Origin of the sequence: Aquitalea pelogenes (assembly GCF_001515305.1) — a bacterium.
In the GTDB taxonomy this organism is placed as follows: domain Bacteria; phylum Pseudomonadota; class Gammaproteobacteria; order Burkholderiales; family Chromobacteriaceae; genus Aquitalea; species Aquitalea pelogenes.
Map to the genome: position 1 here is coordinate 82,210 of NZ_LNQV01000007.1, position 25,205 is coordinate 107,414.

A 25,205-nucleotide genomic window follows, 5' to 3' on the forward strand; every position below is an offset into this window, starting at 1 on the left:
GGCAGCCGACGCATGACATCGCTATAGTCGCTGCATGATTCTGCTGCGTACCCCGCTGCTGGAGCTGGCCCGCATCACTGCCAGCGCCAGCGGCTTTCCCCGCCACACCCATGACGAATACGTCATCAGCGCCAATCTCGGAGGGCAGGAGCAGGTATGGCTGGAAGGCGAAAGCTTTGTCGTCAGCCCGGACATGCTCACCATCTACCCGCCGCAAGCGGTGCAATCCAGCCACAGCCTGAGCGATGCAGGCTGGGACTGCCTGTCGCTGTATGTCGACCCGGCAGCCTTCGGCCAGCTGTTCGACTGCCCGCCACCCGATTTGCCCAGCCATCTGCAACAGCCGGTGTTTGCCAGGCAGCTCAAGCATATTGCCCGGCTGGAAGCCAGCTTGCGCGAGGAGGCCGTCGTGCAGTTGCTGCAAACCCTGCTGGATGGTCGCGCCGCTGCGACCCATCGGCCGGACAGCAGCGGCAGCCAGCTGGTACAGCATGTACGCCAGCGCTTGCTGGATGACCTGTCGGTGGGGACGCACCTGCAACAGCTGGCCGATGCAGCCGGAGTGACATCGGCCCACCTGGTACGCCGCTTCCAGCAGGCCACCGGCTTGCCACCGCTGGCCTGGCAGATGCAACAGCGCATGGCACTGGCGCGACGCCTGCTGCGCGCCGGAAGGCCCATCATCGACGTGGCGCTGGCCACCGGCTTTGCCGATCAGGCGCATTTCAGCAAGGCGTTCAGCCGTTTTTGCGGCATGTCGCCCGGCCGCTACCGCCAGATCAATTTTTGACAAGACGTCACGCAAACGGCCCCGTATCATCGGGGCTGTTTTTTTATTTCGTACGGATTTGTCGTCATGCTGGCCATTGCCACCAAGGGTTTTTTGCTTTCCATCTCGCTGTGTCTGGACATTGGCATCGTCAATGCCGCGCTGATCAACACCGGCCTGCGCAAGGGGCTGCGCCCGGCCTTGCTGATGGGGCTGGGTTCCTGTTTTGGTGACTTGTTTTATGCCTTGTTGTCCTTGCTGGGCATGTCGCTGCTGTTCAGCTTCACCCCGGTGCGCTGGGTGATGTGGCTGGGAGGCGGCGCAGTATTGTTGTGGCTGGCCTGGAAAATGACGCGTGCCGCCTGGCGCGAATTCCACCAGCCCAGCAGCCATGCTGCAAGCCAGGCCGAAGACGGCACACCGCGCAGCAGCCAGGCCGAGTTCTGGCGCGGCCTGTTGATGGCACTGGCCTCACCCTCCTCCTTGCTGTGGTTTGCCGCCGTTGGTGGCAGCATCATCGCCCAGTCCACCGACGGCAGCTCGTTGTCGGCCAGCGTATTCCTCAGCGGCTTTTTCCTGGGCGGCGTGGTGTGGTCGTCTTTTCTGGCCTGGCTGGCCAGTCATGGCCAGAAGCTGGTTGGCCACCGCCTGCTGCTGTACTGCAATGCCGCGTCGGCCGCGCTGTTTGCCTATCTGGCGCTGGGCGTCATCGTCAACGGCTACCAGACCTTGCTATAACAAAGGCATTGTCACCATAGAAAGCCCCGGCCATGTTGCGACTGCTACGCTTGATGCTCCTTCCCCTGCTACTGCTGAGCGCCTCCGCACTGGCTGTCGGCCCAGGCCCGGTTGTGGGTGTGGTGCTGATGCACGGCAAGGGTGGCAACCCGGACAAGCATGTAACCGTGCTGGCCAATGCACTGCGGCAACAAGGCGTGCTGGTGGCGAATCTGGAAATGCCATGGTCGGGCCGGCGTGAATACGATGCTGATGTCGCCAGCGCGGTGGTGCAGGTGAATGCTGCACTGGAAACGCTGCGCCAACAGGGTGCGCGCAAGCTGGTGGTAGCCGGCCACAGCCAGGGTGGGCTGTTTGCACTGTATCTGGCCGGGCGTTTGCCTGTGGATGGCGTGATTGCCATTGCTCCGGGCGGAAACGTGGGTGCCGGCTTGCTGCACGACCGGCTGGCCGACACGGTGACCAGCGCCCGCAGCCTGCAGGCGTCAGGCCACGGCGAGGAAAAAACCCGGCTGGCCGACTTTGAGGGCAGCAAGGGGCTGTACCCTGTCATGACCACTCCGCGCATCTATCTGGACTGGTTCGACCCGGATGGAGCCATGAACCAGAGCAAGGCCGTGCAGCAGGTGCAGGCCGGCGTGCCGGTACTGTATATCTCGCCGGACGGCGACTACCCGGCCTTGCAGCGTGTGCGCCAGAGCATGTTCAATGCCCTGCCGGCCAACCCGGCCAGCCAGTTGCTGATTCCACCCGGCAGCCATCTGGAAGCGCCAGGTGCTGCCATCCCCGGCATCCTCGCCTGGCTGGGACGCATCGCTGGCACTGACTGAGGTTCAGCCACCGCTGAGCGACAGCGCGGACAGCCCGACACCACCGGCACGCGCCACGCGGATCTGCACCGCAATCCTCTCCTTCATGCCTTCCACGTGACTGATCACGCCTATCATCTTGCCGCTGGCATTGAGGCTGTCCAGTGCATCCAGCGCAATTTCCAGCGTTTCGGCATCCAGCGTGCCAAAGCCCTCATCCAGGAACAGCGAGTCGATGGAGGTTTTGTGGCTGACCAGATCGGACAAAGCCAGCGCCAATGCCAGGCTGACCAGAAAGCTTTCTCCACCTGACAGGGTACGGGTATCGCGGCTGACATCGGCCTGCCAGCTGTCGACGATTTCCAGTTCCAGTTCACCCTCGGCCTTGCGCCGCAGCTGATAGCGCCCATGCAGGCGCGCCAGCTGACGATTGGCCAGATACACCAGGTGGTCCAGCGTCAGGCCCTGGGCAAAGCGGCGGAACTTGTCGCCCTTGGCCGAGCCGATCAGCCCGTCCAGCCGCTGCCACAACTCGCTGTCCTGCTGCTGCCGGTCGATTTGTGCCAGCAAGTGCTGCAGACCGGCCCGGCGGGCTGCATCTCCATCCAGCAAGGCCTGCCAGGCCCCGGCCTGCCCGCTCAGTTGCTCGCTCGGCATCCAGCGCAGCCAGTTGTGCTTCCAGCTCGGCCGCCGTCAGTGGGCTGAGCGGCGTGGCCGCCAATACCTGCAACTGCGACTGCGCCGCTTGCAGCAAGGCCTCGGCCTGCTGCACCGCCTTGTCCAGTTGTTGTTGCAGGCTTTGCAGCACAGTGCGTTGTTCTGCGCTCAGGCAGGCCGCAACAAAATCCGCCTCGCTGGCAAAGCGGCTAAGTTGCAAAGCCTGCTGCCATTGGCTGGCATCCTGTTGCAGCTGAAGCTGCTGTTCGGCCATATCCTGCTGCAATTGCTGGCACTGCCCCTGGCGCTGCGCCAGTGCGGCTGCCAGCGCAGTACGCTGTTGCAGGCAGTGTTCCAGCGCCGCTGCCGGGTCGGCTTGCTGTGCAGGCAAAGTCATGTCGGGCAATGCCAGCTGCTGCCACCACTGTTGCCAGTGCTGCTGCTGGGTCAGGGCCTGGCTGTGCTGCTCTTCCAGCCGGGCCAGTTGCTGCTCCAGCTGCTGCATGTCGCTCTGCTGCTGTTGCCAGTGCTGCCATTGCTGCTGACGCGCATCCAGCCAGGCATCGACATCCTCCGGCATGGCATGGCCAGCGTCGGCCAGGGCTTGTTGCAACTGCTGCTGCAAGGCAAGGTACTGACGCTGCAGATCAGCCAGCGCAGATTCCGCCTGCTGGCATTGCTGCTGCATGGCTTGTCTGGCCTGTTGCAACAAGGCGAGCTCGGCCTGGGCTGCCTGGGATTGCTGCTGGCGCTGCTGACTGTCTTGCACCGCCTGTTGCCAGCACAGGGCGGCGGCTTCGGCTTGCTGCATGGCTTGTTCGGCCTGTTGCAGCTGCTGCATCGCCTGCGCCACACCGGCTTGCAGACGGACTGGCTGTTGCCAGTCATCCGCAAGCAAGGCCAGCGGAGCTGCCAGCGCCTGCCACTGCTGCAAAGCCTGCTGCTGCCGTTCTTGCTGCGCTTGCCATTGCTGCTGCAAGCTGGCCAGCTGTTGCTGCGCAGTGCTCAGCCGCAAACTGGCCTGTTGACCTTCCGCCTGTACGCTTTCCTGCTTGGCCTGGATTTCTGCCACGCCCTGACGGGCCGTCGACGCATCAGCCGCCTGATAACTTTCCACCAGCGGGTGGTGTTCCGACCCGCACAGGGGACAGGGCTGGCCGGGCTGCAACTGGGCGCGCTGCGCCTCCAGCCCCTGGATGCGCAACTCCATTTCCAGCAGGCGCTGGCGGTCAAGCAGCTGTTCCTGTAGCTGGCGGTATTGCGCACGCAGTGCAGTCAAGGTCTGTTCATATTCAGGCAACAGTGCCTGCCTGCTGGCCATGTCCTGCTGCAGGGTGGCCAGCACCTGCTCTCCTTGCTGCAACTGCCCGGCCAATTGCTCGGCCTGTTGCCAGCCTTGTACCGTTTGCCCGGCCTGTTGCCAGTGCTGGCGCAGTGTTGGCAAGTCTGCCGGCTGGGCCGCCGCTGCTGCCGCTTCTGCCTCCATGGCAGCCTGCACACTGGCGTCGGCCTGCGTGCAAAGCTGTTGCTGTTGGTCAATTTTCTGCTGCTGGCTGACCATGGCCGCTTGCAAATGGCCGTGTTCTTGCCCGGCCTGCACCACGCGCTGTTGCAACTGGCTTAGCTGGCCAAACTGGCTGCGCCACAAGGGCAGCTGACTGCCCAGGCTGGCCAGTTGCGGAGTCGACTGTTGCCGGGCCTGCCATTGCTGCCAGCGCAAGCGGCCTTGTTGCAGCTTCTGCTGCAAGCTGTCGACCAGTGCGCCGGCATGACACAAACCATCCCAGTTCAGTTGCTGCCATTGCTGCTGCCCCTGTTGCAGCGCTTCTTCCTGTGTATTCAGGCTGCTGCGGATCTGCTCCAGCCGCTGCTGTCTGCTCTGCCATTGCTGGTATAGCGGCAGGATCTGGCTGGCGGCCTCGCCATCTGCCAATTGCTGGCGCTGCCCGGCTGCGGCCTGCTGTGCCCCGCGGGCGGTATCCAGCTGCTGACTGGCGCTCTGCGCCTGTTCTTCCAGCTTGGCCAGCTGACGACGCCAGTCCAGTGCCTGCACCAGCTTTTGTTGCTGCACCGCCAGTTGCTGCTGCTGTTGCTGTGCGTTTGCCAGCTGTTGCTGCATGCTGTTGCGCTCGGTTTCATCCAGCAGATCGACCGCACCAGCCTGGGTCTGCAATTGTTGCAGAGCCTGACGGCTGTCCCTTGCCTGTTCGAATACGCGGCGCGACAGCTCGCCGTACAGCTCGGTACCGGTCAGTTCCTCCAGCAATTCGGCCCGCTCATTCGGGCTGGCATTGAGAAAGGCGGCAAAACCACCCTGTGCCAGCAGCATGGATTTGGTGAAACGGGCGAAATCCAGCCCGGTAATGGCGGCAATCCGTTTGAGCTTTTCGTTGCTGTGGGTAGTGATGATGGTGCCATCGGCCTCGGCCAGCTCCACCCGTGCTGCCTGCAAGGCGCCATCCGCCTTGTCGCGGGCACGGCGCTGGCTCCAGAACGCACGATAGGCCTTGCCCTTGACCTCGAACTCCACCTCGGCCAGGCAATCGGCGGTATGGCGGGTCATGATGTCGTTGCTGCTGGCCGATATGGTCTTCAGTCGCGGGGTTTCGTGGTACAGCGCCAGGCAGATGGCATCCAGCAAGGTGGATTTGCCCGCACCGGTGGGGCCGGTAATGGCAAACAACCCGTTATCCCGGAATGGCGGGCGGGTGAAGTCGATTTTCCACTCGCCTTGCAGCGAGTTGAGGTTTTTCAGCCGCAGGGTAAGGATTTTCATGCCTGTTCCTCCTGCAGCTGCTGCAATACTTGCTGATAACGCTGGCGCAATGCCTCGGCCAGTGGCGCTTCCAGCTCTTCCAGCTGCAAGCGGCGTTCAAACACTTCCTGCGGGCTCAGTTCGTCCAGCGTGCTGCGTTCGGATTGCATGCTGACGGCTTGCTGGCTGCGGGCACGGCGCAGGCGAAGCAGCTCGGCAGGCTGTCCGTCCAGTATGGCCTGGATACGGCCTTGCAGGTCAGAGAGGTAATCATCGCCCTCCACCGTGATTTCCAGCCACAGGTGCTGGTCGGCAGCCAGCCCGGCCAGGGCTTGCGGTATGGCCTGCTGCAACTGCGCCAGCGTGCCGCGCAGGCTGGCCAGCGGCTGGAAGCATGGCACCGGCAACACAGTGATGTTGAGTTCTGCCCTCGCACCGGTTTCGATCAGCAGCATTTGCTTGTCCTGACCCAGTTCATCAAAACTCAATGGCAAGGGCGAGCCGCTGTAACGGATATGTGCATGGCCACCTACCCGTTGCGGGCGGTGGATATGCCCCAGCGCGATGTAGTCGAACGGCGGGAAGGCATTGGTGGGGAAGGCATCCAGCGCACCGACGTAAATGTCCCGCACCGATTCGCTGCTGCTGGCCCCCACGGTAGTCAGATGGCCGCTGGCGAGAATGGGCAGTTGCAGCCCCAGCGCTTCGCAGTGCGCACGGGCCAGCTGGTAGAGGGACTGATAATGCGCGGCAATCGCTTGTTGCAAGCCCAGCTGTTTTTCCTCGGCACTCTGGCCAGCCTGGCTTTGCAATACATCACGGGCGCGGATGAAGGGCACCGCGCACAGCAGAGCCGCAGGGTTGCCTGCGGCATCGTGCAGGGTAATCAGCTGGCGCGACAGGTCTTCCTGTACTGCCGGAATGACGGTGCAACCCAGATAGGCCAGCAAGGGACGGCTTTCCTCCAGCGTGGCCACCGAGTCATGATTGCCGCCCAGCAGGATCAGCCGGCAGTGCGCATCATGCAGGCGCACCACCAGCTGGTTGTAGAGTTCCCGTGCATAACTGGGCGGCGCGCCGGTATCGAAAATGTCGCCCGCCAGCAGTACTGCATCCACCGCCTGTTGCTGTACTTGCTGCAACAGCCAGTCGATCAGTGCCTGATGTTCGGCCTGACGGCTGCGGCCCATGAAATGCTGGCCCAGATGCCAGTCCGAAGTGTGAAGAATGCGCATGCCATCGCTCTTGCCGGAAAACAGCGCATTCTAGCAAGAGCCGCCGCAACACGCGCGGCTCTTGTCCTGCCCGCTCAGTTGGCCGGAGCCTGATCCGGTGCATTTTCCTCAGCGGGAGCAGCAGCCGGTGCCGTTACCTGCGGCGCTGCGGCAGCCGGATTTCCACCCAGCAAGCCTGCCATGGACGGCAGCGGGTGACCATTGAGCACCGCGCCATCCCGGTTGAAGCTGAAGTCGGCACTCAGGCGCTGCCCGTTATCACTCAGCCATCCCTGCTGCACCGCGCTTGAGATGCTGGCGTCCATCATCTGGGCGGTCCGGGCGGTGTCGGCACTGCCGGCGGCTTGCCCAGCCAGTTCGTTAAGCAGGCCGCGATCCAGCTGCATGGCTGCCCTGCCGCTCAGGCGGTCGCGCAGCAGTGGCAGAATGCTTTGCGCGGTCTGCACCCCGGTCGGCATGCCATTGCCATCAAAGCGCAGTTCCAGACTGCCATGCAGTCCGCCCTTGTCGGTCTGGAAGCCAAACTGGTCGATCCGGAAGGCAGGCGAACTAGCCAGCAGGCTGCTGGCACTGTCCAGCAGTGCCTGTGCGCTGGCCTGCTGCATGGCCAGCGCATCCGCATTACCGGGGTTGGCATAGAGCTGATTGGCCTTGCCCTGCCAGTCGGCATAAGCCTGTTTGTTGATGTTGACATAAGAGAAGTCCATCCGGGCATCCTTGATGGCAAAGGCATGGTTGATCGGCCCCAGCTGCCCTTTTTCCGCCCGGCTGTGATACAGCATGTCCACCAGACTGCCCTTGTCCTGCATGGCGGCATCCAGCGACAAGCCATTCAGCCGCAGCACCGAGTTGTTGTCGACCAGCAGCTCCATGGACTCCAGCTTTTGCCGCGCATCCATCTGCCAGCTGTCCTTGACCGATGCCATGGCGGCCTGATGTCCATCCGCCTGCAAATTGCCCAGCACCAGCTGTACCACGCCACCGGCACCAGTGGGTACGGCCACGCGCAAGGTGGCGCCAGCCATGTTCACCCTGTACTGCATGGGTTTGCCGTCTTCAGTCTGGATGGTGGCCAGCAGTTTGCGCAGATCCAGTGCATTGCCATCCGGGCTGGCCCAATGCAGCTCATCCGCTTTGAGCGTGGTGTCGGTGCGACCGAAGAAGGTTTTGATGCTCCACGCCTCGACGGCCAGAGGATTACCACTATTATTGCCGCTGGCATCCAGCGGGGTGATGGTGTAGTCAGTACGTGCCCAGCGTTGCAGGGGAATGGCAAACTGGTTCACCTTGTAATCCACGGCAAACCGCAGCGTCTGGCCAGCCAGCGGCAGGCTGTAGCTCACACGGGCACTGGAGCCGAACCAGCCACGGTCGTAATGATCCACCTTCACTGTCCATGGCATCAGTTTGTTTTGCTGCAGGCTGTCGATATCATTGCGGATCTTGTCTTCGGTGCGTACACCCACGATGCCGGGCAGCACCAGCACCCAGCCCAGCACCAGTCCTGTAGCAGCCAAAGCCGCCAGTTTTGTCGTTTTCATCTGCTCCCCTTCATGCTTTACCCAGTCAGCTACACATGCCAAACATGCATAAAGAATAGTAAATAATTTAAAAATGAGGCGCACAAACAAAGAATTCATGATGAAAGACAATAATCAGCGACAACAGCATGGCTGGGGGCAGGCACAGGCTGCAAACCAGCAACCACTTCCAACCGGAAATAAACGCATGAAGCCTGCACACCGCGCGATATGTCTTGGCCTGCTTGTCCTGAGCCTCAACGCAGCCGCCGACACTACCCTCCAAAGCCCGACTGCAACCATGACGACCGAAGTTGCATTCGCTCCCGATCCGGCGGCATTGCAACTGGTACTCAAGGGCATTGCGCAAGCCCGGCGCTCCATCCACCTGGCTGCATACGTATTCACCAGCAAACCGGTGGCCACCGCGTTGCTGGAAGCAAAACGACGCGGCGTGGAAGTTGCGGTGGTGGCCGACATGCAGGAAAACCAGCGCCAGTACAGCGCAACGCGCTATCTGGCCAATCAGCAGCTTCCAGTAAGACTAAACGGGAAATACGCGATTTTGCATGACAAGTTCATGATTATTGACCAGCAGCATGTGCAGACCGGCAGCTTCAACTACACTGCCTCGGCCGCCAGCAAGAATGCTGAAAACGTGCTGATCATCTGGAATGCACCGGCATTGGCTGCGCGCTACGAATCACAATGGCAGCGCCTGTGGCAGGAGGGAGAACCCCTGGCCGCTGCCGACCCCGCTCCGCGCTAAGCGGCAGTCAGTGCTGCCAGCAACTGAGTGGAATGACAGACCTGGCAGTATTCACCATGCAGATTGGCCAAAGACATGGCATGCACTTCATCGGCTGTACGCCAGTTGCCGGCCCAATCGTTTCGGCCAAATGTAAAACAGGCATCTTCCGGCAGATACACGCGATAGCCCAGATTACCCGCCATGCGCACGGTGGCTTCCACCGAGTTACTGGTGGCCACCCCGACAACAATCAGGGTATTGCAAGCCATCTTCTGCAAACGCGCATGCAGGTCGGTACCGATAAAGGCCGAGTTGGTTTGTTTGGCCAGCACCCACTCCTCTGGCAGCGGAATGACTTCGGGCTTGAAAGCATGACCGGCCTGACCTGGCCGATAGGTGGAGCTATCCTCTTGCGAGTCGTGCCGCACATGGCACAGCGGGCGCTGCTGTTGGCGCCATGCCGACAACAATGCGCCGGCAACAGTTTCTGCCTGCGGGTTGTTACGCGGCCCCCAGCTGGGGTCATCCACCGCACATTGCAGATCGACCAGCAGTAACAGGCTGTTGTCAGGAATAAGAAATGGCTGCATGCAATACTCCACCGGAATTGATTGCCCAGCTTAACAGCTCCAGCACCTGGGAAAGCCGCATGCATGACAAATACACGGCCGCAGCCCATGAAAAAACCCACCGGACTGTAAGTCGGGTGGGTTTTTCAGCAGCCGAAGCACCGGGCTTCAGCCATCACACAGGCAAAGCCCGTGAATTACTGCGGCTGTACGTTGGTAGCAGCCGGGCCTTTTTGGCCAGCAGCTTTAACGTAGCTTACTTTCTGACCGTCTTGCAGCGACTTGAAGCCGTCTACCTTGATTTCGGAGAAATGTACGAACAGGTCGTCGCCGCCTGCATCCGGAGTGATAAAGCCAAAGCCTTTGGCGTCATTGAAAAATTTAACGGTGCCGGTTTCCATGATATATCCCTGACATAAAAAACATTAAAAACAGAGCAAATGCTCAAACAACAAGAACTTCAAGGGATAGATATTTGAACAATTAGGCACTCTGGAAGGAGGGACACCACTGTAACGAAATAGGCACAACGCTTGAAATCCTGCAGGACCGTTATACGCACCTCACAGCCATCGGTCAAACACTATCTGACAAATCAGCAAAATAAATTACGGTACGGTAAATATCCATTCATTCCATTTGGCTGTTTCAGAAGGACTGCAGCATGCTGGCTGCCGCTTTTTACCAATGTCATCCCGACAATAAAACCCACTCGGCCATCGCTGTCACATCACCTGGCTCACGCCCGCCCGCGGCGGCAGGCAGTAGCCTGACTAGGCCATGCAAAAATTTTTACCGGGGGCTTGACGCTGAAAATGAGCCTCGCTATCATGCCGATCTCTTTTGGAGGGGTTACCCCAGCGGTCAACGGGTCCGGACTGTAAATCCGGCGGCTCAGCCTTCGAAGGTTCGAATCCTTCTCCCTCCACCAGTATTCCCAAAAGGCCCGACATTGCGTTCGGGCCTTTTGCATGCCGTCTGCAGCGGCACCATCCAGCGGGAGACACAGCCATGGCCAACAAGAACAGCAAAGCAGGCAAACCCAACACTGCCCAGGGTGTACGTCTGGCCGAACAAAAGCGCTTCCAGCGTACTGAAGAAGCCTGCCGCCGCATCATGGACCAGCTGTTTGCCATGCAGCGCGCCAACCGTTTTACCGAAGGCGAGCTGGCTGAAAAATACGCTGTGATGGCCGGCATCCACTATCGCAAAGTCCGCAATGGCAAGGTGCTGGGTCCGGCCGACTTCAATGCCGCGGTGGAAGTGTGCACCGCTGCCCGGCGCTGCCTGCAGCAACTGGATGCCAGCCTGCAGTTTGACCAGTTGCCGGACAGTGCCGGCCTGCAGCAAATATTGCCGCTGATTGATGGCGTGCTGGCCGATTACCAGCAACTGAAAGCAGGACGTCAGCCCTGAGTCTCAGGGCAGCTGCCGCTTGAGCAAGGCAGTCAGCTCCCCCCGCGCAGCCAGTGCCTGCAAACCCTTGTCCAGCTGCTGACGCAGTAATTCCGCCCCCGGCATGCGGCGCGAAATCATGAATGAAGCTTCCACCGCCGGCCTGCCCGGCAGCGGGCGCAGCACCAGCGGCGGCAGTTGATCCGGCTGCAACACGCCCAGCCGCAACAAACCCTGCCAAACCTCCCGGTACTCGACAAAACCACGGCAATGCCCGGCGCGCAATTTGCGCAGCAGGTCCGGATAATTGGCCGAGCCCCGGTCCACTTCCTCCGCACGCAAGCCGAAGGCCTGATAATTGAAACCGTTCAGACCACACCATGGCAGCCGGTCGCTACCTGCCAGCATGGGCTGCATGGTCAGGCTCACCGGATGCAATTGCAGATAAGGGCGGGTGAACAGGAACTGACTCTCCCGCGCAGGCGCACGGCTCGCAGCCATCACGATCTGCACCTGACTACCCTGCTCGGCCAGCGCCAGGCAACGGGCAAACGGCATCAGCCGGATTTGCAGGCCGGCCTCCGGCCCCAGGATGGTGCGCAGCACATCCGGAGAAAAGCCCTGCACATCCGCAGCGGATGCAAGCTGGTAAGACGACGGCGGCCATTGGTTATCTCCACCACAAGCCACCACTGCCGCCTCTGCTGGCAGCACGAACATCAGGCATGGCCAGACGCTGCTGATGCACTGCATTACGGTTGTGAATGCACGTTTCATCCTGGAGCTCACACCTCTTCAAGCGGACAGACTAGCAAGATACCATTAACACAACTGTCATTTCGATACGGAAAAGCATGAGAGACCCTCAGGATCTGTACCAGCTGCTGGATACAGAAGCCATCCACTACCAGCGTTTTGATCACCCTGCCGTCTTTACCTGTGCAGAAGCCAGCACACTGGCACCGATACCCGGCAGTCTGGCCAGCAAGAACCTGTTTCTCAAGGCTGGAAAAACCGGGCGTTACCTGCTGCTGTGCCTGCCGGCCAGTGCAAGGCTGGACCTCAAAGCCCTGGGTGAATTGCTGGCCATCAAGAACCTTGGGTTTGCCTCGGCCGAGCGGCTGCTGACCACACTGGGACTGACACCGGGTGCCGTCAGCCTGCTGGCTGTCGTCAACGACAGCGCCGGGCTGGTTGACGTCATTATTGATAAGGCCGTAGCCCAGCATGACACGGTACTTTGCCACCCGCTGGTCAATACCAGCACGCTGGCCATCAACACTGGCGATTTGCTGCGTTTTCTCGATAGCAGCCACCACCCGGCCCGTGTGATGCCGCTGCCCTGCCTGCCGGCCTAGTCCGCACAGAAGGGGTATCAAGCAATGAAAAAGGCTGCCTGCACCACCGACAGAAGGTCGGCAGCACAGGCAGCCCGCCTGAGTCGCATACGGCTCAGTGCATTGCTTACACACCGGCCTCGTGCGCTTGTACATCGGCATGGTAGCTGGAGCGCACCATGGCACCGACTGCCGCGTGAGCAAAGCCCATTTCATAGGCTTTTTCTTCGAACATCTTGAAGGTGTCGGGGTGAACGTAGCGCAATACCGGCAAGTGACCGTCGGACGGTTGCAGGTACTGGCCGATGGTCAGCATGTCCACATTGTGGGCACGCAGGTCGCGCATCACTTCGAGGATTTCCTCGTCGGTCTCACCCAGACCCACCATCAGGCCGGACTTGGTGCGCACTTCCGGATTCTTGGCCTTGTAATCCTTGAGCAACTGCAAGGAATGCGCGTAGTCGGCGCCGGGACGGGCCTGCTTGTACAGACGCGGCACGGTTTCCAGATTGTGGTTCATCACATCCGGCGGGGTGGTGGTGAGAATGTCCACCGCGATATCCAGCCGGCCACGGAAGTCCGGCACCAGGGTTTCGATCTGGGTGCCTGGCGATGCGGCACGTACCGCGCTGATGCAGTCGGCAAAGTGCTGGGCACCGCCGTCACGCAGGTCATCGCGGTCTACCGAAGTCACCACCACATACTTCAGGCGCATGGCGGCCACGCTCTCGGCCAGGTGCTTGGGCTCGTTTTCGTCCAGCGGGTTCGGGCGGCCATGACCCACGTCGCAGAAGGGGCAGCGACGGGTGCAGATATCACCCATGATCATGAAGGTGGCCGTGCCCTTGCTGAAACACTCGCCGATATTCGGGCAGGTGGCTTCTTCGCACACGGTATGCAGCTTCTGGTCGCGCAGAATCTGCTTGATTTCATGAAAACGCTGACCGGTGGGCAGCTTGGCGCGAATCCACTCCGGCTTTTTCAGCTTTTCATCCAGCGGCACGATCTTGATGGGAATGCGTGCGGTTTTGGCGGCGCCTTTATGCTTGACCCCTGCCTCGTTATCCAACTTCATGCTGTCTCCTTCACCACGGTCAGGTGTTTTTCCAACTGGGGCAGCAGCAGATCGGCCACTTGCGCCAGGGTTTTATCCACCCCCAAATCCTTCATTTGCGTCACCCTCAGGCCTTCGTAGCCACAGGGATTGATCCAGCCAAACGGCGTCAGGTCCATGTCCACATTCAGTGACAGGCCGTGATAGACCGCACCGTTCTTGATACGCAAGCCCAGCGAGGCAATCTTGGCCCCGTCCACATACACACCCGGCGCATTGACGTCACCATTGGCGGTAATGCCCTGCCCGGCCAGCATGTCAATCACCGACTGCTCGATGCGGCGCACCAGTTCGCGCACGCCAATATGCATGCGCTTGAAATCAATCAGCAGATACACCACCAGCTGGCCGGGGCCATGATAGGTAACCTGACCGCCACGGTCGGTCTTCACCACCGGGATGTCGGTCAGGCGCAGCAGGTGTTCCGGCTTGCCAGCCAGCCCTTGCGTGTATACCGGATGGTGCTCCACCACCCACAGTTCATCCGGCGTTTCGGCCGTGCGGGTATCGGTAAAGGCCTGCATGGCCCGCCAGGTGGGTTCATAGTCCACCAGGCCCAAATGCTTGATCAGACGCTGCACGCGCTTGGCTCCACGTTGGTTTAAAGCACCATCTTGACCATGGGATGGCCAGTGAGCGACAGGTAGATATTATCCAGCTGCTGGCGCGAGGTGGCATTCACGGTAATGGTGAGCGCGTAGAAACGCCCACCCGAGCTTTCCCGCAGGGTGACATCGTGCTCGGCCAGGTCGGGCGCGTGCACACGCACCACTTCGGTCATGGTGACGACAAATTCGTCGTGACGCTCGCCCATCACTTTCAGGGGGAAGCGACAGGGAAATTCAATGATTTCCTGCTTTTCAGTGCTGTTTTCAGCCATGTTCAACTCGATTCTGCAAAGGCAAAAGGCCCGCATCACCCGATGCAGGCCATTGCCGGCCCCCGCCTGGCGGGGCGTCAATCAAAAGCCGGTTTACTTCCAGCCCAGCATCAGCTTGATGCTGTCCCACAGGCGGCTGAAGAAACCACCCTCTTCCACGGCCTGCAAGGCAACGACCGGGCGCTCCAGCAGCGGCTTGCCATCCAGGCTCACCACCAGCTTGCCAACAGTCTGACCGGCCTTGATCGGGGCGATCAGCGGCTGCATTGTGGACATGTCCGCCTTCAGCTGGGCCGACTGGCCCTTGGCCACCGTGGCGAATACATCCTGGGCAAAGCCCACCGGTACCGATTTGGCTGCGCCCTTGTAGACCGGCACTTCGGAAACAGGCTTGGATGCGCTGTAAAGTTTGGGCGTTTCGAAAAACTGCAAGCCGTAATTCAGCAGTTTGGCACTTTCGTTGGCGCGCGCCTCCGGGCTGGCCGTGCCCACCACCACCGAAATCACCCGACGGCCATCACGATGGCTGGAGGTAATCATATTGTAGCCGGCGGTATCGGTGTAACCGGTTTTCATGCCGTCGACGTTGGGGTCACGGTACAGCAGCAGGTTGCGGTTGGGCTGGGTAATCTTGTTATAGGTGAAGGACTTGATGGAGTACGTGGGGTAGAACTCCGGGAAGTCACGAATCAGCGCGGCGGACAGGATGGCCAGATCATGCACGGTGGTGTAGTGATCGGCATGCGGCAGGCCGGTGGCATTGCGGAACTGGGTGTTCTTCATGCCCAGTTTCTGCGCCTGCTGGGTCATCAGCTGGGCGAACACGTCCTCGCTGCCGGCAATGGCTTCGGCCAGGGTGACGCAGGCGTCGTTACCAGACTGCACGATCATGCCCTTGATCAGGTCATCCACCTTCACCGGCACTTTCGGGTCGAGGAACATGCGCGAGCCGTCGGTTTTCCAGCCACGGTTGGACACGGTCAGCATCTGGTCCAGCGACAGGCGCTTTTCCTTCACCGCCTTGAAGGTGAGATAGGCGGTCATCAGTTTGGTCAGCGAGGCCGGTTCCACGCGGGCATCCGGGTCCTGTGCGGCCAGCACCTGACCGCTATTGAAATCGACAAGATAAAACGCCTTGCCGGCAATCTCGGGCACAGGCGGAACAAAGGCAGCGGTCGCGGAGGCAGCAACAGGCATGGCCAGGCTGGCGGCCAGCAAAATTCGGGTGATGGTGGTTTTCATTGAGATCGACAACGGGTGAGGGGTACAAACAATAGCCGGTGATTATACACGTCCAGACTGCAACGTTGACCGTAAATGCCCGGTTTTGGCGCAATTGGCCGTCAATAACAGCCTGCTTGCGGCAATGCAGCATGAAAATGGCGACACGGCTTCCCGGCGGCTTGGAGTTCCTGCTACTCTGACAGTTCAATAAAAAAGCACGACAAGGACATCGGCATCACCATGCAAGACAAGCAAGACTACCTGGAGCGCATCCTCACCTCCCGCGTCTATGACGTCGCAGTGGAAACCCCGCTGGAAACCGCCAACAACCTGAGCCGCCGTACCGGCAACACCATTTTGCTGAAGCGCGAAGACCTGCAACCGGTGTTCTCGTTCAAGCTGCGTGGCGCCTACAACAAGATGGCCAAGCTGACGCCGGATCAGCTGGCCAACGGTGTGATTACCGCCAGTGCCGGCAACCACGCGCAGGGCGTGCGCTGTCGGCCAAAAAGATTGGCTGTGAAGCCATCATCGTGATGCCGGTAACCACTCCACAGGTGAAGATTGACGGCGTTACCAGCCGTGGCGGCAAGGTGGTCTTGCATGGCGAATCGTTCAGCGATGCCTATCAGCACGCCATGAAGCTGGTGGCCGAAACCGGCAAAACCTACATCCCGCCGTTTGACGACCCGGACGTGATTGCCGGCCAGGGCACCATCGGCATGGAAATCCTGCGTCAACACCCCGGCCATATCGATGCCGTGTTCGTCGCCATTGGTGGCGGCGGCCTGGCTGCCGGCGTGGCCAGCTTCATCAAGCGCCTGAAACCGGAAATCAAGATCATCGGCGTGCAGCCGGTGGATTCGGACGCGATGAAGCAGTCCATCGAAAAAGGCGAGCGCGTAGAACTAAAAGACGTGGGCCTGTTTGCCGATGGCGTGGCAGTGAAGCTGGTGGGCGAGGAAACCTTCCGCATCTGCCGCGAGCTGCTGGACGAAATCATGCTGGTGGATTCGGACGCCATGTGCGCCGCCATCAAGGACATCTTCGAAGACACCCGTTCCATCGTGGAACCGGCCGGTGCACTGGCCGTGGCCGCCGCCAAGGCCTATATCGAGCGCGAAGGCTGTACCGGCCAGACGCTGGTGGCTATCAATTGCGGCGCCAACATGAACTTCGACCGCCTGCGTCACGTGTCGGAACGTTCCGAACTGGGCGAGCGCCGCGAAGCGATCATCGCGGTCACCATCCCGGAAAAACCGGGCAGCTTCAAGCAGTTCTGTTCGGTCATCGGCAACCGTAACATCACCGAATTCAACTACCGCTTTGCCGACCCCGGCACCGCCCATGTGTTTGTCGGGGTGCAGATCAGCGGCAAGCAGGATTCGGAACGCATCATTGCCGAACTGAAAGCCAATGGCCTGGAAGGGCTGGACCTGACCGACAACGAGCTGGCCAAGCTGCACATCCGCCATCTGGTGGGCGGCCATGCCCCGCAGCTGAAGGACGAGCGCGTGCTGCGCTTTGAATTCCCGGAACGTCCGGGCGCGCTGATGCGTTTCCTGGAAGGCATGCAGACCAACTGGAACATCAGCCTGTTCCACTACCGCAACCACGGTGCCGATTATGGCCGCGTACTGGTAGGCATTCAGGTGCCATCCAGCGATAATGCCGAGTTCCAGCGCTTCCTGGATGGTCTGGCCTACCCCTATGTGGAAGAAACCGACAACCCGGCCTACAAGCTGTTCCTGGGCAAGACCATCCGCTAACCCTGCCTGCCGGCGCACAATGCCGGCAGCAGACTCTTGCTACAGGCATTGCACATGATTCAAGCCGTATTGTTCGATCTGGACGGCACCCTGGCCGACACCGCACGCGACCTGGGCGCCGCCCTCAACCGTCTGCTGGCCGAGGAAGGCCTGCCGCCGCAGCCCTACTCCGCCATCCGCCCGATTGCCAGCCATGGCGCACGTGGACTGGTGAGCCTGGGCTTTGGCATTGATCGCGAACATCCGCGTTTCGAAGAATACCGCCTGCGTTTTCTCGACCACTACGAGCACAGCTTTGCCGACGAAACCGTATTGTTCGACGGCATCAACAGCATGCTGGACGGCATTGCGGCCAAGGGCTGACCTGGGGCATCATCACCAACAAGCCGATGCGCTTTACCGACCGGCTGGTGCCTGCCCTGCCCTTTGCCAGCCGCCCCGCGGTCACCGTCAGCGGCGATACCGTAGGCGTGCCCAAGCCGGACCCGGCACCCATGCTGCATGCGGCCAGCCAGATCGGCATTGCCCCGGAGCACTGCCTGTATGTGGGCGATGCCGAGCGCGACATCCAGGCCGGCCGTGTGGTGGGCATGAAAACCGTACTGGCCAGCTGGGGCTATATCTCGGCGCAGGACCAGCCGGAGCAATGGGGTGCCGACATCAGCATCAACCATCCGCTGGAATTGCTGCAGCACCTGTAAGCCAGAAGCAAGCACCACAACCCGCATGTCACCTCCGGCCAATGCGGGTTTTCTTTTGCATGATTAAACACCAATAAGAAACAATTTCTTGAACAAACTGGTATTTTTCACATTATGGGTAATCAATACACTGCATCCATCCGCTGACTGACAGCGCAAACCCGACAAGGATGCAAACCATGAAACGCCTCGCCCTCACCCTGCTGGCCCTGAGCTTCAGCACCGCCGCCCTGGCCGCCCACCACAGCAACTACCCCAGCAGCGCCGATGTCAGCGCCTGGCAAGCCGAACAAGCCGCCATCCGCGCCGCCGACGCACAATTACCGGCAGCGCGCCAGGCCGAAATCGCCCGTGACAATGCCGCCTGGCAGGCCGCGCTGCTGCAGAAAAACCAGCACAACGCCGGAATCAATCACTAAACGACAAGTACTGACAGACAAGGCCGCCCGTCATGACCCGCTACCAACTGCATATCGCCGCACAGCACACCAGCCTGACTCAGGCGGCACAGCCGGCCCACAGCATGCCGACAGGCTGGCAGTCGGCACTGCCCGTTGACAGTCACACCCTGCTGCCCACGGCTGCCGGGCTGGAGATGGCCATCATGCAGGTGGAAGACGCCATCAGTGCCAGCTGGCCACAGCGTCTGGCACTGGACACGGTGTACAGCAGCGATGCGGAACTGCGGCAACTGGCCACCCTGTGCGGCTTGCCAGACACGGCGAGCTGCCGGCTTGAACGCCAGATGGTGGAAAGCCTGTTCTCGCGTCTGGCCAATGCGGTGGAGGGCGGCCTGGCCAGCGGGCTGCCAAGCACACAGGCAGCCATGGGCAGCCTGCTGATCTTGCGCGAGCTGCTGCACCATCTGGACATTGCCAGCATCACCCTGCTGGAGCCCGATGCCTGACAAGGACTGCAGGCAAAGAAAAACCGCCGTCAGATCACTCTGGCGGCGGCTTCTTGTCCATCCGGCTGCATCAGCAGCGTGATGGCCGGATCAGAAAGGGTAAACCACTTCTGCCGGCTTGAACTCGCAAGGCTTGTCGGATGGAGCAGCGTCGTGCATCTCGGCCTTGCTGTCGGAAATCTTCTTCCAGGAACCACCCAGGCTGCAGGCAAAATCCTGGCCCAGTTCCAGTTCACCAAACGTCGATGGCAGTACCGGCTCTTCACAGTGCGGGCACAGATTACCGGCCGGCCCAGTCAGTTGGGCCCGGCTGGATACCTCGTCACACCAGCAACATTTGATTTGATCTTCAGTCATCTTTACTTCCCGTTACCTTGGCTTGTCATGTCGGAATGACGCGAATGGAGCGGGATTATACCCGTCTTGAGGCAAACCGACGAATGCCATGTACGGCATCAGGCGGCGTGACTGGCCTCGCGGGCTGAAAACAGGCTAACAGCGGGCCGTGCGTAATGGAAACCCTGCAACAGCGCAGCACCTGACTGCACTACTAGCTGGTGCTGCGCTTCGGTCTCCACTCCTTCGCACACCACCTGGGCACCCAGTGCCGCAATCATGCTGATCAGCCCCGGCAAAACGGTACGCGCCCGCGGGTTCACCATGGACTGTGTCAACAGGCTGCGATCGAGCTTGACCAGATCCGGCGTCAATTGCCACAACCGGTCAAAATTGGAATGACCGGCACCAAAATCGTCGATGGCAATGCGGAATCCCTTGCGTTTGTAGCTGTTGATGGCGGCATCCAGCAAGGCGAGGTCTTCTATTTCCGATTCGACAATCTCCAGCACCACCTGCTCCGGCATCAGGCCGCAATAGCTCAACAGGGTTTCGAAGGTGGTGCCATGCTTGCCGCTGGCAATGCTGAGCAAATGCCGCCCGTGTACATTCAGGAACAGCAATTCACCGGCTGCGGCCTGGCTGGAAAAATTCAGCGCATGCACCACCCGGCTCAGCCGGTCCAGATACACCAGTTCCTCGGCACCGCGGGCGCGGGCAAAAAAACGGTCGATGGCCATGGGCTGGCCCTCATGGTCGGTCACCCGCAACAGGGCCTCATGAGCAAACGGCTGGCCGGAGTGCGCATGCATGATGGGCTGGAATGCACTGTACAAGCGTAATCCACCATACATGGCGAAAGCGCCATGGTCGGAAAAACTGAGCGTGGGCCGGTGCTGGGCAACCCCCGCTGGCCATTGATTGAAATAGCTCAGCAAACGGTTCAACTGCATGCATGTCCTATCTTGATTTCACTGCCTGATGGCCAGATCACCACCTGCGGGCCTGGCACCGTGTTTCAGGCAGCTTTCAGCCGGTGCAGGATGCTTTCGTCATCGGCACTGGCAACATAAGTGGCAAAACCATGGCGCGCATAACTTTGCTGCAGGGCCTGCAAACGGTCGGGCTGCTGCGCATAGTCAGCAGGCAGGACAAAGCCGATTTGCAGCTCCGGCATGGCCAGCTGATCGACAATCTGGCGAAACACCCGTCCGTGGTCCTGGCTCACCCGTTCCAGCAAGGCCACGGAAACGGGCAATAACAGGATTTTGTCCTGATGCTGGCCGTGCAGGTAATTGAGCAGATGCAGGCAACGGATGAAGCGGTCCAGCACGACCGGCGTTTCGCTCACCCCGGTCAGGCGGGACAGCACCTCACCGCCAATCGGCTCGCCACCCGGGGCAACGGCATGCAGGCTGGCCAGCACACCAAGCGGCTCACCGGTAGCATCGCTGACCGGTGCAAAGCGGCTGGCGAGCCTTACCTTGAGAAACTCCCCCACCACTTCTCCATCAGCGGTATTCCATAACGGAAATTCCATGAAGTAAGCGGGATGGATGGTGTGCAAAAAACGTGTGAGCAATGGATTCATGAGCGGCCTGACCGGCGGCAGGCATTAATACGTATTGGTGTATGACAGCATCTGGCGCAGACACGGCCTCCCTGCACTCTAGCCGCTACCGCCGCAGAAGAAAAATCATCAATCTTCAATTCGACATGCATTTATCTGCTATCGACTGCACAAATCCGTCGCAAGACCATGTCGAAACACAAATCGACATGCCGGTATTGATATGACGCAAACTCTGCAAAAGTCATGCTGGACGCAATTTTCCCTGGCCGGGATACTGCCTGCGTTAATCCTCCTCCATCCTATGGAACTTGTGCCCACCCCTTGCCGGGTGGGCAATTTTTATTCCACGGATGCTTTTGCCTTCCTCCCCGGTTGCACAGGCTGTAAGGCTCCGGTACAAATCAGTCAGATTTGCTGCTGCATCTGGCAGGGCTGTCCTATTCAGGCCGCCGGCAGAATACCGCCCCTTGCCATGCTCACTCTTTTTTCTGCTTCCGCTGCGACGGGCCATTACCGCCATTTCATCCAGACAAAACATGTGCAGCCTGCCCGGCCCTCTTGTTTCCGGGCATCGGCAGCCACCACCGGCAAGGCAACACGATGATCAGTGAAGAAATCACCCTGCGCAAACTGCAGACCCTGGCCGCCTTTGTCGCCACCGGCAGCCTGCCGCGCACCGCCGAACGCATGCAGATGAGTACGGTGAGCGTGCACCGTGCCCTGCATTCGCTGGAAGACGCCATGCGCTGTGCGCTGTTCCGCCACGAGGGTCGCAGGCTGATTGCCCTGCCCGCCGCGCTGGCACTGGCCGAAGCAGCCGAGGACGCCGAGCGGACACTGGAAAACGGCATCCGCAAGGCGCGGGAAAAAGCCGGTTTTGGCGCGGCACAGCTGAAAATCGGCGCCATGTATTCGCTGACGGTGGAGCTGATTCCTCGGCTGGTGATGGGGGTGAAGCTGCGCCGCCCGGAACTGGCCATCGAATTGCAACTGGGTTCCAACGCCCAGCTGCTGGACAAACTGCATACCCAGACCGTGGACGCCCTGCTGATGTCGCTGCCGGACGAGGGCAGCCTGCCGGGCCTGCTGGCCGTACCGTTGTTTGAAGATCAGCTGTATCTGGCCTCCTCGCTGACCAGCCCTGCGCCGGCCAGCCCCACAGCCGACCTGGCTGATTACCGTCATGAAAAATTCGTCGCCCTCAGCGACGGCTTTGCCACCAGCCGCGACTTCCAGCGCCTGTTCAGCAGCGCCGGTTATCAGCCGGATGTGGTGATGCGGGTGGATGACATTTTCTCATTGATGAACCTGGTGGCGGCCGGGGTGGGCCTCAGCCTGTTGCCCGGCCGGGTCAGCTCGCTGTTTGCCGGGCGCATCCGCTTTACCCCTCTGGCCCAAGAGTGGCACAGCACGCAGCGTATCGGCCTGCTGCTGCAGGAATGCCGCGAGCGCGACCCCAATCTGCTGGCCTTGCTGGCCGAAGCCCGCATGCTGGGACAGCAGATGTCTGCTCATGGCCTTGCCGGCCAACCATTAGCTTCAGGCTAATAATCACACAGTCAGCTTGATTGATGGCCAGCGTGCCAGCGCCTACCTTGCAGACATTCTCATCTGCGATATGGAGCAAGCATGCTGGCAGACTCAACTCCCTCCCCGGTCTGGAATCGCCGCCGAGCTGAAAAGCGCCGTCGTATCGAGCTGGCCGGCTATCTGGCCGATGGCCGCATTCTGCCCACCAGTCAGCTGACCGCCGCGCTGGAAATCCTGATCGCCCCCGGCGACCGCGTGGTACTGGAAGGCAATAACCAGAAACAGGCCGACTTCCTGTCACGCAGCCTGGCCCGGGCCAATCCGGCCCGCCTGCATGATCTGCACATGATCATCCCCAGCGTGGGCCGGCCCGAGCATCTGGACATTTTCGAAAGCGGCATTGCCCGCAAACTGGATTTCTCCTTCTCCGGCCCGCAAAGCCTGCGCATCGGCCAGCTATTGCAGGATGGCTGTCTGGAGATCGGTGCCATCCACACCTATGTCGAGCTGTATGCCCGGCTGTTTGTCGATCTCACCCCGAATGTCGCGCTGGTGGCCGCCTATCAGGCCGACCGCCACGGCAATCTCTACACCGGCCCCAGTACCGAGGACACCCCGGCGCTGGTGGAGGCTACCGCTTTTCGTGACGGTATTGTCATCGCCCAGGTGAATGAGATTGTCGACGACCCGTCCGGACTCACCCGTGTGGACATACCGGCCGACTGGGTGGATTTCGTGGTACTGGCCGACCGCCCCTTCTTTATCGAACCGCTGTTCACCCGCGACCCACGCCTGATCAAGCCGGTGCACATCCTGATGGCGATGATGGCAATCCGCGGCATTTATGAGCGGCATCAGGTGCAATCGCTCAACCACGGCCTGGGCTTCAATACCGCTGCCATCGAATTGCTGCTGCCCACCTATGGCGAGCAACTGGGGCTGAAAGGCAAAATCTGCCGCCACTGGACGCTGAACCCGCACCCGACGCTGATTCCGGCCATTGAAAGCGGCTGGGTGGAAAGCGTGCACTGTTTTGGCGGCGAACTGGGCATGGAAGCCTATGTGGCGGCCCGCCCCGACGTGTTCTTCACCGGGCGGGACGGCTCGCTGCGCTCCAACCGCGCCTTCTGCCAGATGGCAGGGCAATACGCGGTGGACATGTTCATCGGCTCCACCCTGCAAATGGATGGCGACGGCCACTCCTCCACCGTTACCCATGGCCGGCTGTCCGGCTTTGGCGGTGCCCCCAATATGGGGCACGACCCGCATGGCCGGCGGCATGCCAGCCCGGCCTGGCTGGACCTGATCCAGACCGACAGCCTGCTGGCGCGTGGCCGCAAGCTGGTGGTGCAGATGGTGGAAACCTTCCAGGGCAATGGCCAGCCCACCATCGTGGAAAGCCTGGACGCGGTGGAAGTGGCACGCAGCAGCGGCATGCCGCTGGCTCCGGTGATGATTTACGGCGACGACGTCAGCCACGTGCTGACCGAAGAAGGCATTGCCTACCTGTACAAGGCCGAGTCACTGGAACAGCGCCGGCAGATGATAGCCGCCGTGGCCGGCATCACCCCCATCGGCCTGCGCCACGACCCGGCCATCACCGCCAACCTGCGAAAGGCCGGGCTGGTGGCCCTGCCGGAAGACCTGGGCATCCGGCGCAGCGATGCCAGCCGCTCACTGCTGGCAGCCAAGAGCATGGCCGAACTGGTGAGCTGGTCGGACGGGCTGTACCAGCCGCCGGCCCGCTTCAGGAGCTGGTAATGCTGCCCGCTCTCGCTCCCGACCAGGCCGGACAACTGGCCAGCCAGCTGGCGCTACTCGCCTGCCAGTGCCTGCTGGACGAAGCACATCTGGCCCCCAAACCCGGACTGGTGGATAGCCGTGGCAGCGGCGCACACCAGGACCTGACACTGGAACTGATGTGTCGCTCGGCCCGCGCCTTGCAACCGGCCTTCTTTGCCATGGCCAGCGCGGCCTGGCAGCAGCAGCCATCGACAACCCTGCGCGAACAGCTGGGCAGCCTGGGCCGGGGCGGAGAACACGCCATGCTGCAGGCCAGTGGCGGCGTCAACACCCATCGCGGTGCCATCTGGGCCATCGGCCTGCTGGTGGCCGCCGCCGCCATGGATATCAGCCAGCTACAAGCCGCTGCTGTCTGCCAGCGTGCCGCCGCACTGGCAAAACTGCCCGACCGCCTGCTACCGGCACAGCCACGCAAGGGGGAACTGGCCTGCCGCCGCTATGGCGTGGGTGGTGCCCGCGGTGAAGCACAGCAGGGCTTTCCGCATATCACCCGGCTGGCGCTGCCCACTCTGCAAGCCAGCCGTGCACGCGGTGATGGCGAGAACCATGCCCGGCTCAATGCCTTGCTGGCCATCATGAGCCGGCTGGACGACACCTGCCTGCTGTCACGCGGCGGCATGCCGGGCTTGACCCTGGTGCAAAGCGGCGCACAGGCGGTGCTGGATGCAGGCGGGGTAGCCACGCTGCCGGGCCGCCGCCATTTTAATCAACTGGAAAAGGACATGCTGGCGCAGCGCCTGTCACCGGGCGGTGCTGCCGACCTGCTGGCCGCCACCCTGCTGCTGGACCGGCTGCCGGACATGCCAGCCATCTGACAAGCAGGAATCGAAGGA

25 protein-coding genes, 1 tRNA gene and 2 pseudogenes are annotated in these 25,205 nt (G+C 61.0%); 14 read left to right on the forward strand and 14 right to left on the reverse strand.

The features are described 5' to 3' along the window. Positions 1 to 34: 34 nt before the first annotated feature. From AWT75_RS04565 to AWT75_RS04575, 3 genes are all read left to right on the forward strand, one after another. Positions 35 to 790: a helix-turn-helix transcriptional regulator gene (locus AWT75_RS04565; RefSeq protein WP_062787738.1), complete on the forward strand. Its 756-nt coding sequence runs from the start codon at positions 35 to 37 to the stop codon at positions 788 to 790. Positions 791 to 856: 66 nt separating this feature from the next. Next, entirely contained in the window at positions 857 to 1,507 is a 651-nt protein-coding gene (locus tag AWT75_RS04570) for a LysE family translocator (RefSeq protein WP_062787740.1), read from the forward strand. Between the two features lie 32 nt (positions 1,508 to 1,539). Beyond that, positions 1,540 to 2,337 carry an alpha/beta fold hydrolase gene (locus tag AWT75_RS04575; protein WP_062787742.1) on the forward strand — a complete coding sequence of 266 codons (798 nt, stop codon included), beginning with the start codon at positions 1,540 to 1,542 and terminating at the stop codon, positions 2,335 to 2,337. Positions 2,338 to 2,340: 3 nt separating this feature from the next. On the opposite strand, the gene AWT75_RS22635 is transcribed toward AWT75_RS04575, so the two are convergent. The 4 genes from AWT75_RS22635 to AWT75_RS04590 all read right to left on the reverse strand — a co-directional run bounded on the left by AWT75_RS22635 (position 2,341) and on the right by AWT75_RS04590 (position 8,504). Beyond that, entirely contained in the window at positions 2,341 to 2,760 is a 420-nt protein-coding gene (locus AWT75_RS22635; RefSeq protein WP_239689470.1) for an SbcC/MukB-like Walker B domain-containing protein, read from the reverse strand. Then, entirely contained in the window at positions 2,690 to 5,749 is a 3,060-nt protein-coding gene (locus AWT75_RS04580) for an AAA family ATPase (protein WP_239689463.1), read from the reverse strand. Before AWT75_RS04580 ends, AWT75_RS22635 begins: the two co-directional genes overlap by 71 nt. Then, positions 5,746 to 6,963, reverse strand: coding sequence for an exonuclease subunit SbcD (gene sbcD, locus AWT75_RS04585; protein WP_062787744.1), 1,218 nt, complete (start codon positions 6,961 to 6,963; stop codon positions 5,746 to 5,748). The genes AWT75_RS04580 and sbcD overlap by 4 nt, the downstream gene beginning before the upstream one ends. 74 nt (positions 6,964 to 7,037) lie before the next feature. Then, entirely contained in the window at positions 7,038 to 8,504 is a 1,467-nt protein-coding gene (locus AWT75_RS04590) for a DUF945 family protein (RefSeq protein ID WP_062787746.1), read from the reverse strand. Positions 8,505 to 8,784: 280 nt separating this feature from the next. Between AWT75_RS04590 and AWT75_RS04595 the strand changes: the two genes are divergently transcribed. After that, entirely contained in the window at positions 8,785 to 9,252 is a 468-nt protein-coding gene (locus tag AWT75_RS04595; protein ID WP_052693664.1) for a phospholipase D family nuclease, read from the forward strand. Here the strand turns inward: AWT75_RS04595 and AWT75_RS04600 are convergent. Next, complete coding sequence (locus AWT75_RS04600) at positions 9,249 to 9,824, reverse strand: cysteine hydrolase family protein (RefSeq protein WP_062787748.1); 576 nt, start codon at positions 9,822 to 9,824, stop codon at positions 9,249 to 9,251. The genes AWT75_RS04595 and AWT75_RS04600 overlap by 4 nt on opposite strands. Positions 9,825 to 10,000: 176 nt before the next feature. After that, entirely contained in the window at positions 10,001 to 10,204 is a 204-nt protein-coding gene (locus AWT75_RS04605) for a cold-shock protein (RefSeq protein ID WP_045844829.1), read from the reverse strand. Between the two features lie 444 nt (positions 10,205 to 10,648). Here AWT75_RS04605 and AWT75_RS04610 point away from each other — a divergent pair. Both AWT75_RS04610 and AWT75_RS04615 read left to right on the forward strand, forming a co-directional pair. Beyond that, positions 10,649 to 10,734, forward strand: a tRNA-Tyr gene (locus AWT75_RS04610). 80 nt (positions 10,735 to 10,814) lie between these two features. Then, entirely contained in the window at positions 10,815 to 11,219 is a 405-nt protein-coding gene (locus tag AWT75_RS04615; protein ID WP_062787750.1) for a hypothetical protein, read from the forward strand. 3 nt (positions 11,220 to 11,222) lie between these two features. Here the strand turns inward: AWT75_RS04615 and AWT75_RS04620 are convergent, their stop codons facing one another. Then, on the reverse strand, positions 11,223 to 11,975 hold the full coding sequence (locus tag AWT75_RS04620; protein WP_082695954.1) for a substrate-binding periplasmic protein: 753 nt from the start codon (positions 11,973 to 11,975) through the stop codon (positions 11,223 to 11,225). Positions 11,976 to 12,052: 77 nt separating this feature from the next. On the opposite strand from AWT75_RS04620, the gene AWT75_RS04625 reads away from it, so the two are divergent. Further along, positions 12,053 to 12,556, forward strand: coding sequence for a prolyl-tRNA synthetase associated domain-containing protein (locus AWT75_RS04625; protein WP_045844834.1), 504 nt, complete (start codon positions 12,053 to 12,055; stop codon positions 12,554 to 12,556). Positions 12,557 to 12,662: 106 nt separating this feature from the next. On the opposite strand, the gene lipA is transcribed toward AWT75_RS04625, so the two are convergent. From lipA to AWT75_RS04645, 4 genes are all read right to left on the reverse strand, one after another. Continuing rightward, positions 12,663 to 13,610, reverse strand: a complete 948-nt coding sequence (gene lipA / locus AWT75_RS04630) for a lipoyl synthase (protein ID WP_045844835.1) — start codon at positions 13,608 to 13,610, stop codon at positions 12,663 to 12,665. Next, positions 13,607 to 14,230 (reverse strand): lipoyl(octanoyl) transferase LipB, encoded by a 624-nt coding sequence (gene lipB, locus AWT75_RS04635; protein WP_062787754.1) that lies wholly within the window; start codon positions 14,228 to 14,230, stop codon positions 13,607 to 13,609. Before lipB ends, lipA begins: the two co-directional genes overlap by 4 nt. A 20-nt stretch (positions 14,231 to 14,250) precedes the next feature. Beyond that, positions 14,251 to 14,529: a YbeD family protein gene (locus tag AWT75_RS04640; protein WP_045844888.1), complete on the reverse strand. Its 279-nt coding sequence runs from the start codon at positions 14,527 to 14,529 to the stop codon at positions 14,251 to 14,253. Between the two features lie 93 nt (positions 14,530 to 14,622). Next, positions 14,623 to 15,771, reverse strand: a complete 1,149-nt coding sequence (locus tag AWT75_RS04645) for a D-alanyl-D-alanine carboxypeptidase family protein (protein WP_045844837.1) — start codon at positions 15,769 to 15,771, stop codon at positions 14,623 to 14,625. Between the two features lie 222 nt (positions 15,772 to 15,993). Between AWT75_RS04645 and ilvA the strand changes: the two are divergent. The 4 genes and pseudogenes from ilvA (at position 15,994) to AWT75_RS04665 (ending at position 19,130) form a co-directional block, all read left to right on the forward strand. Next, a pseudogene (gene ilvA / locus AWT75_RS04650) lies at positions 15,994 to 17,522 on the forward strand (threonine ammonia-lyase, biosynthetic). Positions 17,523 to 17,576: 54 nt separating this feature from the next. Continuing rightward, positions 17,577 to 18,223 (forward strand): annotated as a pseudogene (locus AWT75_RS04655) (HAD family hydrolase). 179 nt (positions 18,224 to 18,402) lie between these two features. Next, a complete protein-coding gene (locus AWT75_RS04660; protein ID WP_153013239.1) occupies positions 18,403 to 18,642 on the forward strand; it encodes a hypothetical protein in 240 nt (79 codons plus the stop codon). Between the two features lie 32 nt (positions 18,643 to 18,674). Beyond that, positions 18,675 to 19,130: a hypothetical protein gene (locus AWT75_RS04665; protein ID WP_062787758.1), complete on the forward strand. Its 456-nt coding sequence runs from the start codon at positions 18,675 to 18,677 to the stop codon at positions 19,128 to 19,130. Positions 19,131 to 19,220: 90 nt separating this feature from the next. On the opposite strand, the gene AWT75_RS04670 is transcribed toward AWT75_RS04665, so the two are convergent. The 3 genes from AWT75_RS04670 to AWT75_RS04680 form a co-directional block, all read right to left on the reverse strand. Next, positions 19,221 to 19,487 (reverse strand): hypothetical protein, encoded by a 267-nt coding sequence (locus AWT75_RS04670; RefSeq protein ID WP_045844841.1) that lies wholly within the window; start codon positions 19,485 to 19,487, stop codon positions 19,221 to 19,223. Between the two features lie 98 nt (positions 19,488 to 19,585). Further along, positions 19,586 to 20,419, reverse strand: coding sequence for an EAL domain-containing protein (locus tag AWT75_RS04675; RefSeq protein ID WP_204376877.1), 834 nt, complete (start codon positions 20,417 to 20,419; stop codon positions 19,586 to 19,588). 65 nt (positions 20,420 to 20,484) lie between these two features. After that, complete coding sequence (locus AWT75_RS04680; RefSeq protein WP_153013240.1) at positions 20,485 to 21,006, reverse strand: hypothetical protein; 522 nt, start codon at positions 21,004 to 21,006, stop codon at positions 20,485 to 20,487. A 633-nt stretch (positions 21,007 to 21,639) separates the two neighbouring features. On the opposite strand from AWT75_RS04680, the gene AWT75_RS04685 reads away from it, so the two are divergent. From AWT75_RS04685 to AWT75_RS04695, 3 genes are all read left to right on the forward strand, one after another. Further along, on the forward strand, positions 21,640 to 22,587 hold the full coding sequence (locus AWT75_RS04685) for a LysR family transcriptional regulator (RefSeq protein ID WP_062787799.1): 948 nt from the start codon (positions 21,640 to 21,642) through the stop codon (positions 22,585 to 22,587). Positions 22,588 to 22,668: 81 nt separating this feature from the next. Next, positions 22,669 to 24,330 carry a malonate decarboxylase subunit alpha gene (mdcA, locus tag AWT75_RS04690; RefSeq protein WP_062787760.1) on the forward strand — a complete coding sequence of 554 codons (1,662 nt, stop codon included), beginning with the start codon at positions 22,669 to 22,671 and terminating at the stop codon, positions 24,328 to 24,330. Then, positions 24,330 to 25,187: a triphosphoribosyl-dephospho-CoA synthase gene (locus tag AWT75_RS04695; RefSeq protein WP_062787762.1), complete on the forward strand. Its 858-nt coding sequence runs from the start codon at positions 24,330 to 24,332 to the stop codon at positions 25,185 to 25,187. Before mdcA ends, AWT75_RS04695 begins: the two co-directional genes overlap by 1 nt. The last annotated feature ends 18 nt before the right edge of the window (positions 25,188 to 25,205 follow it).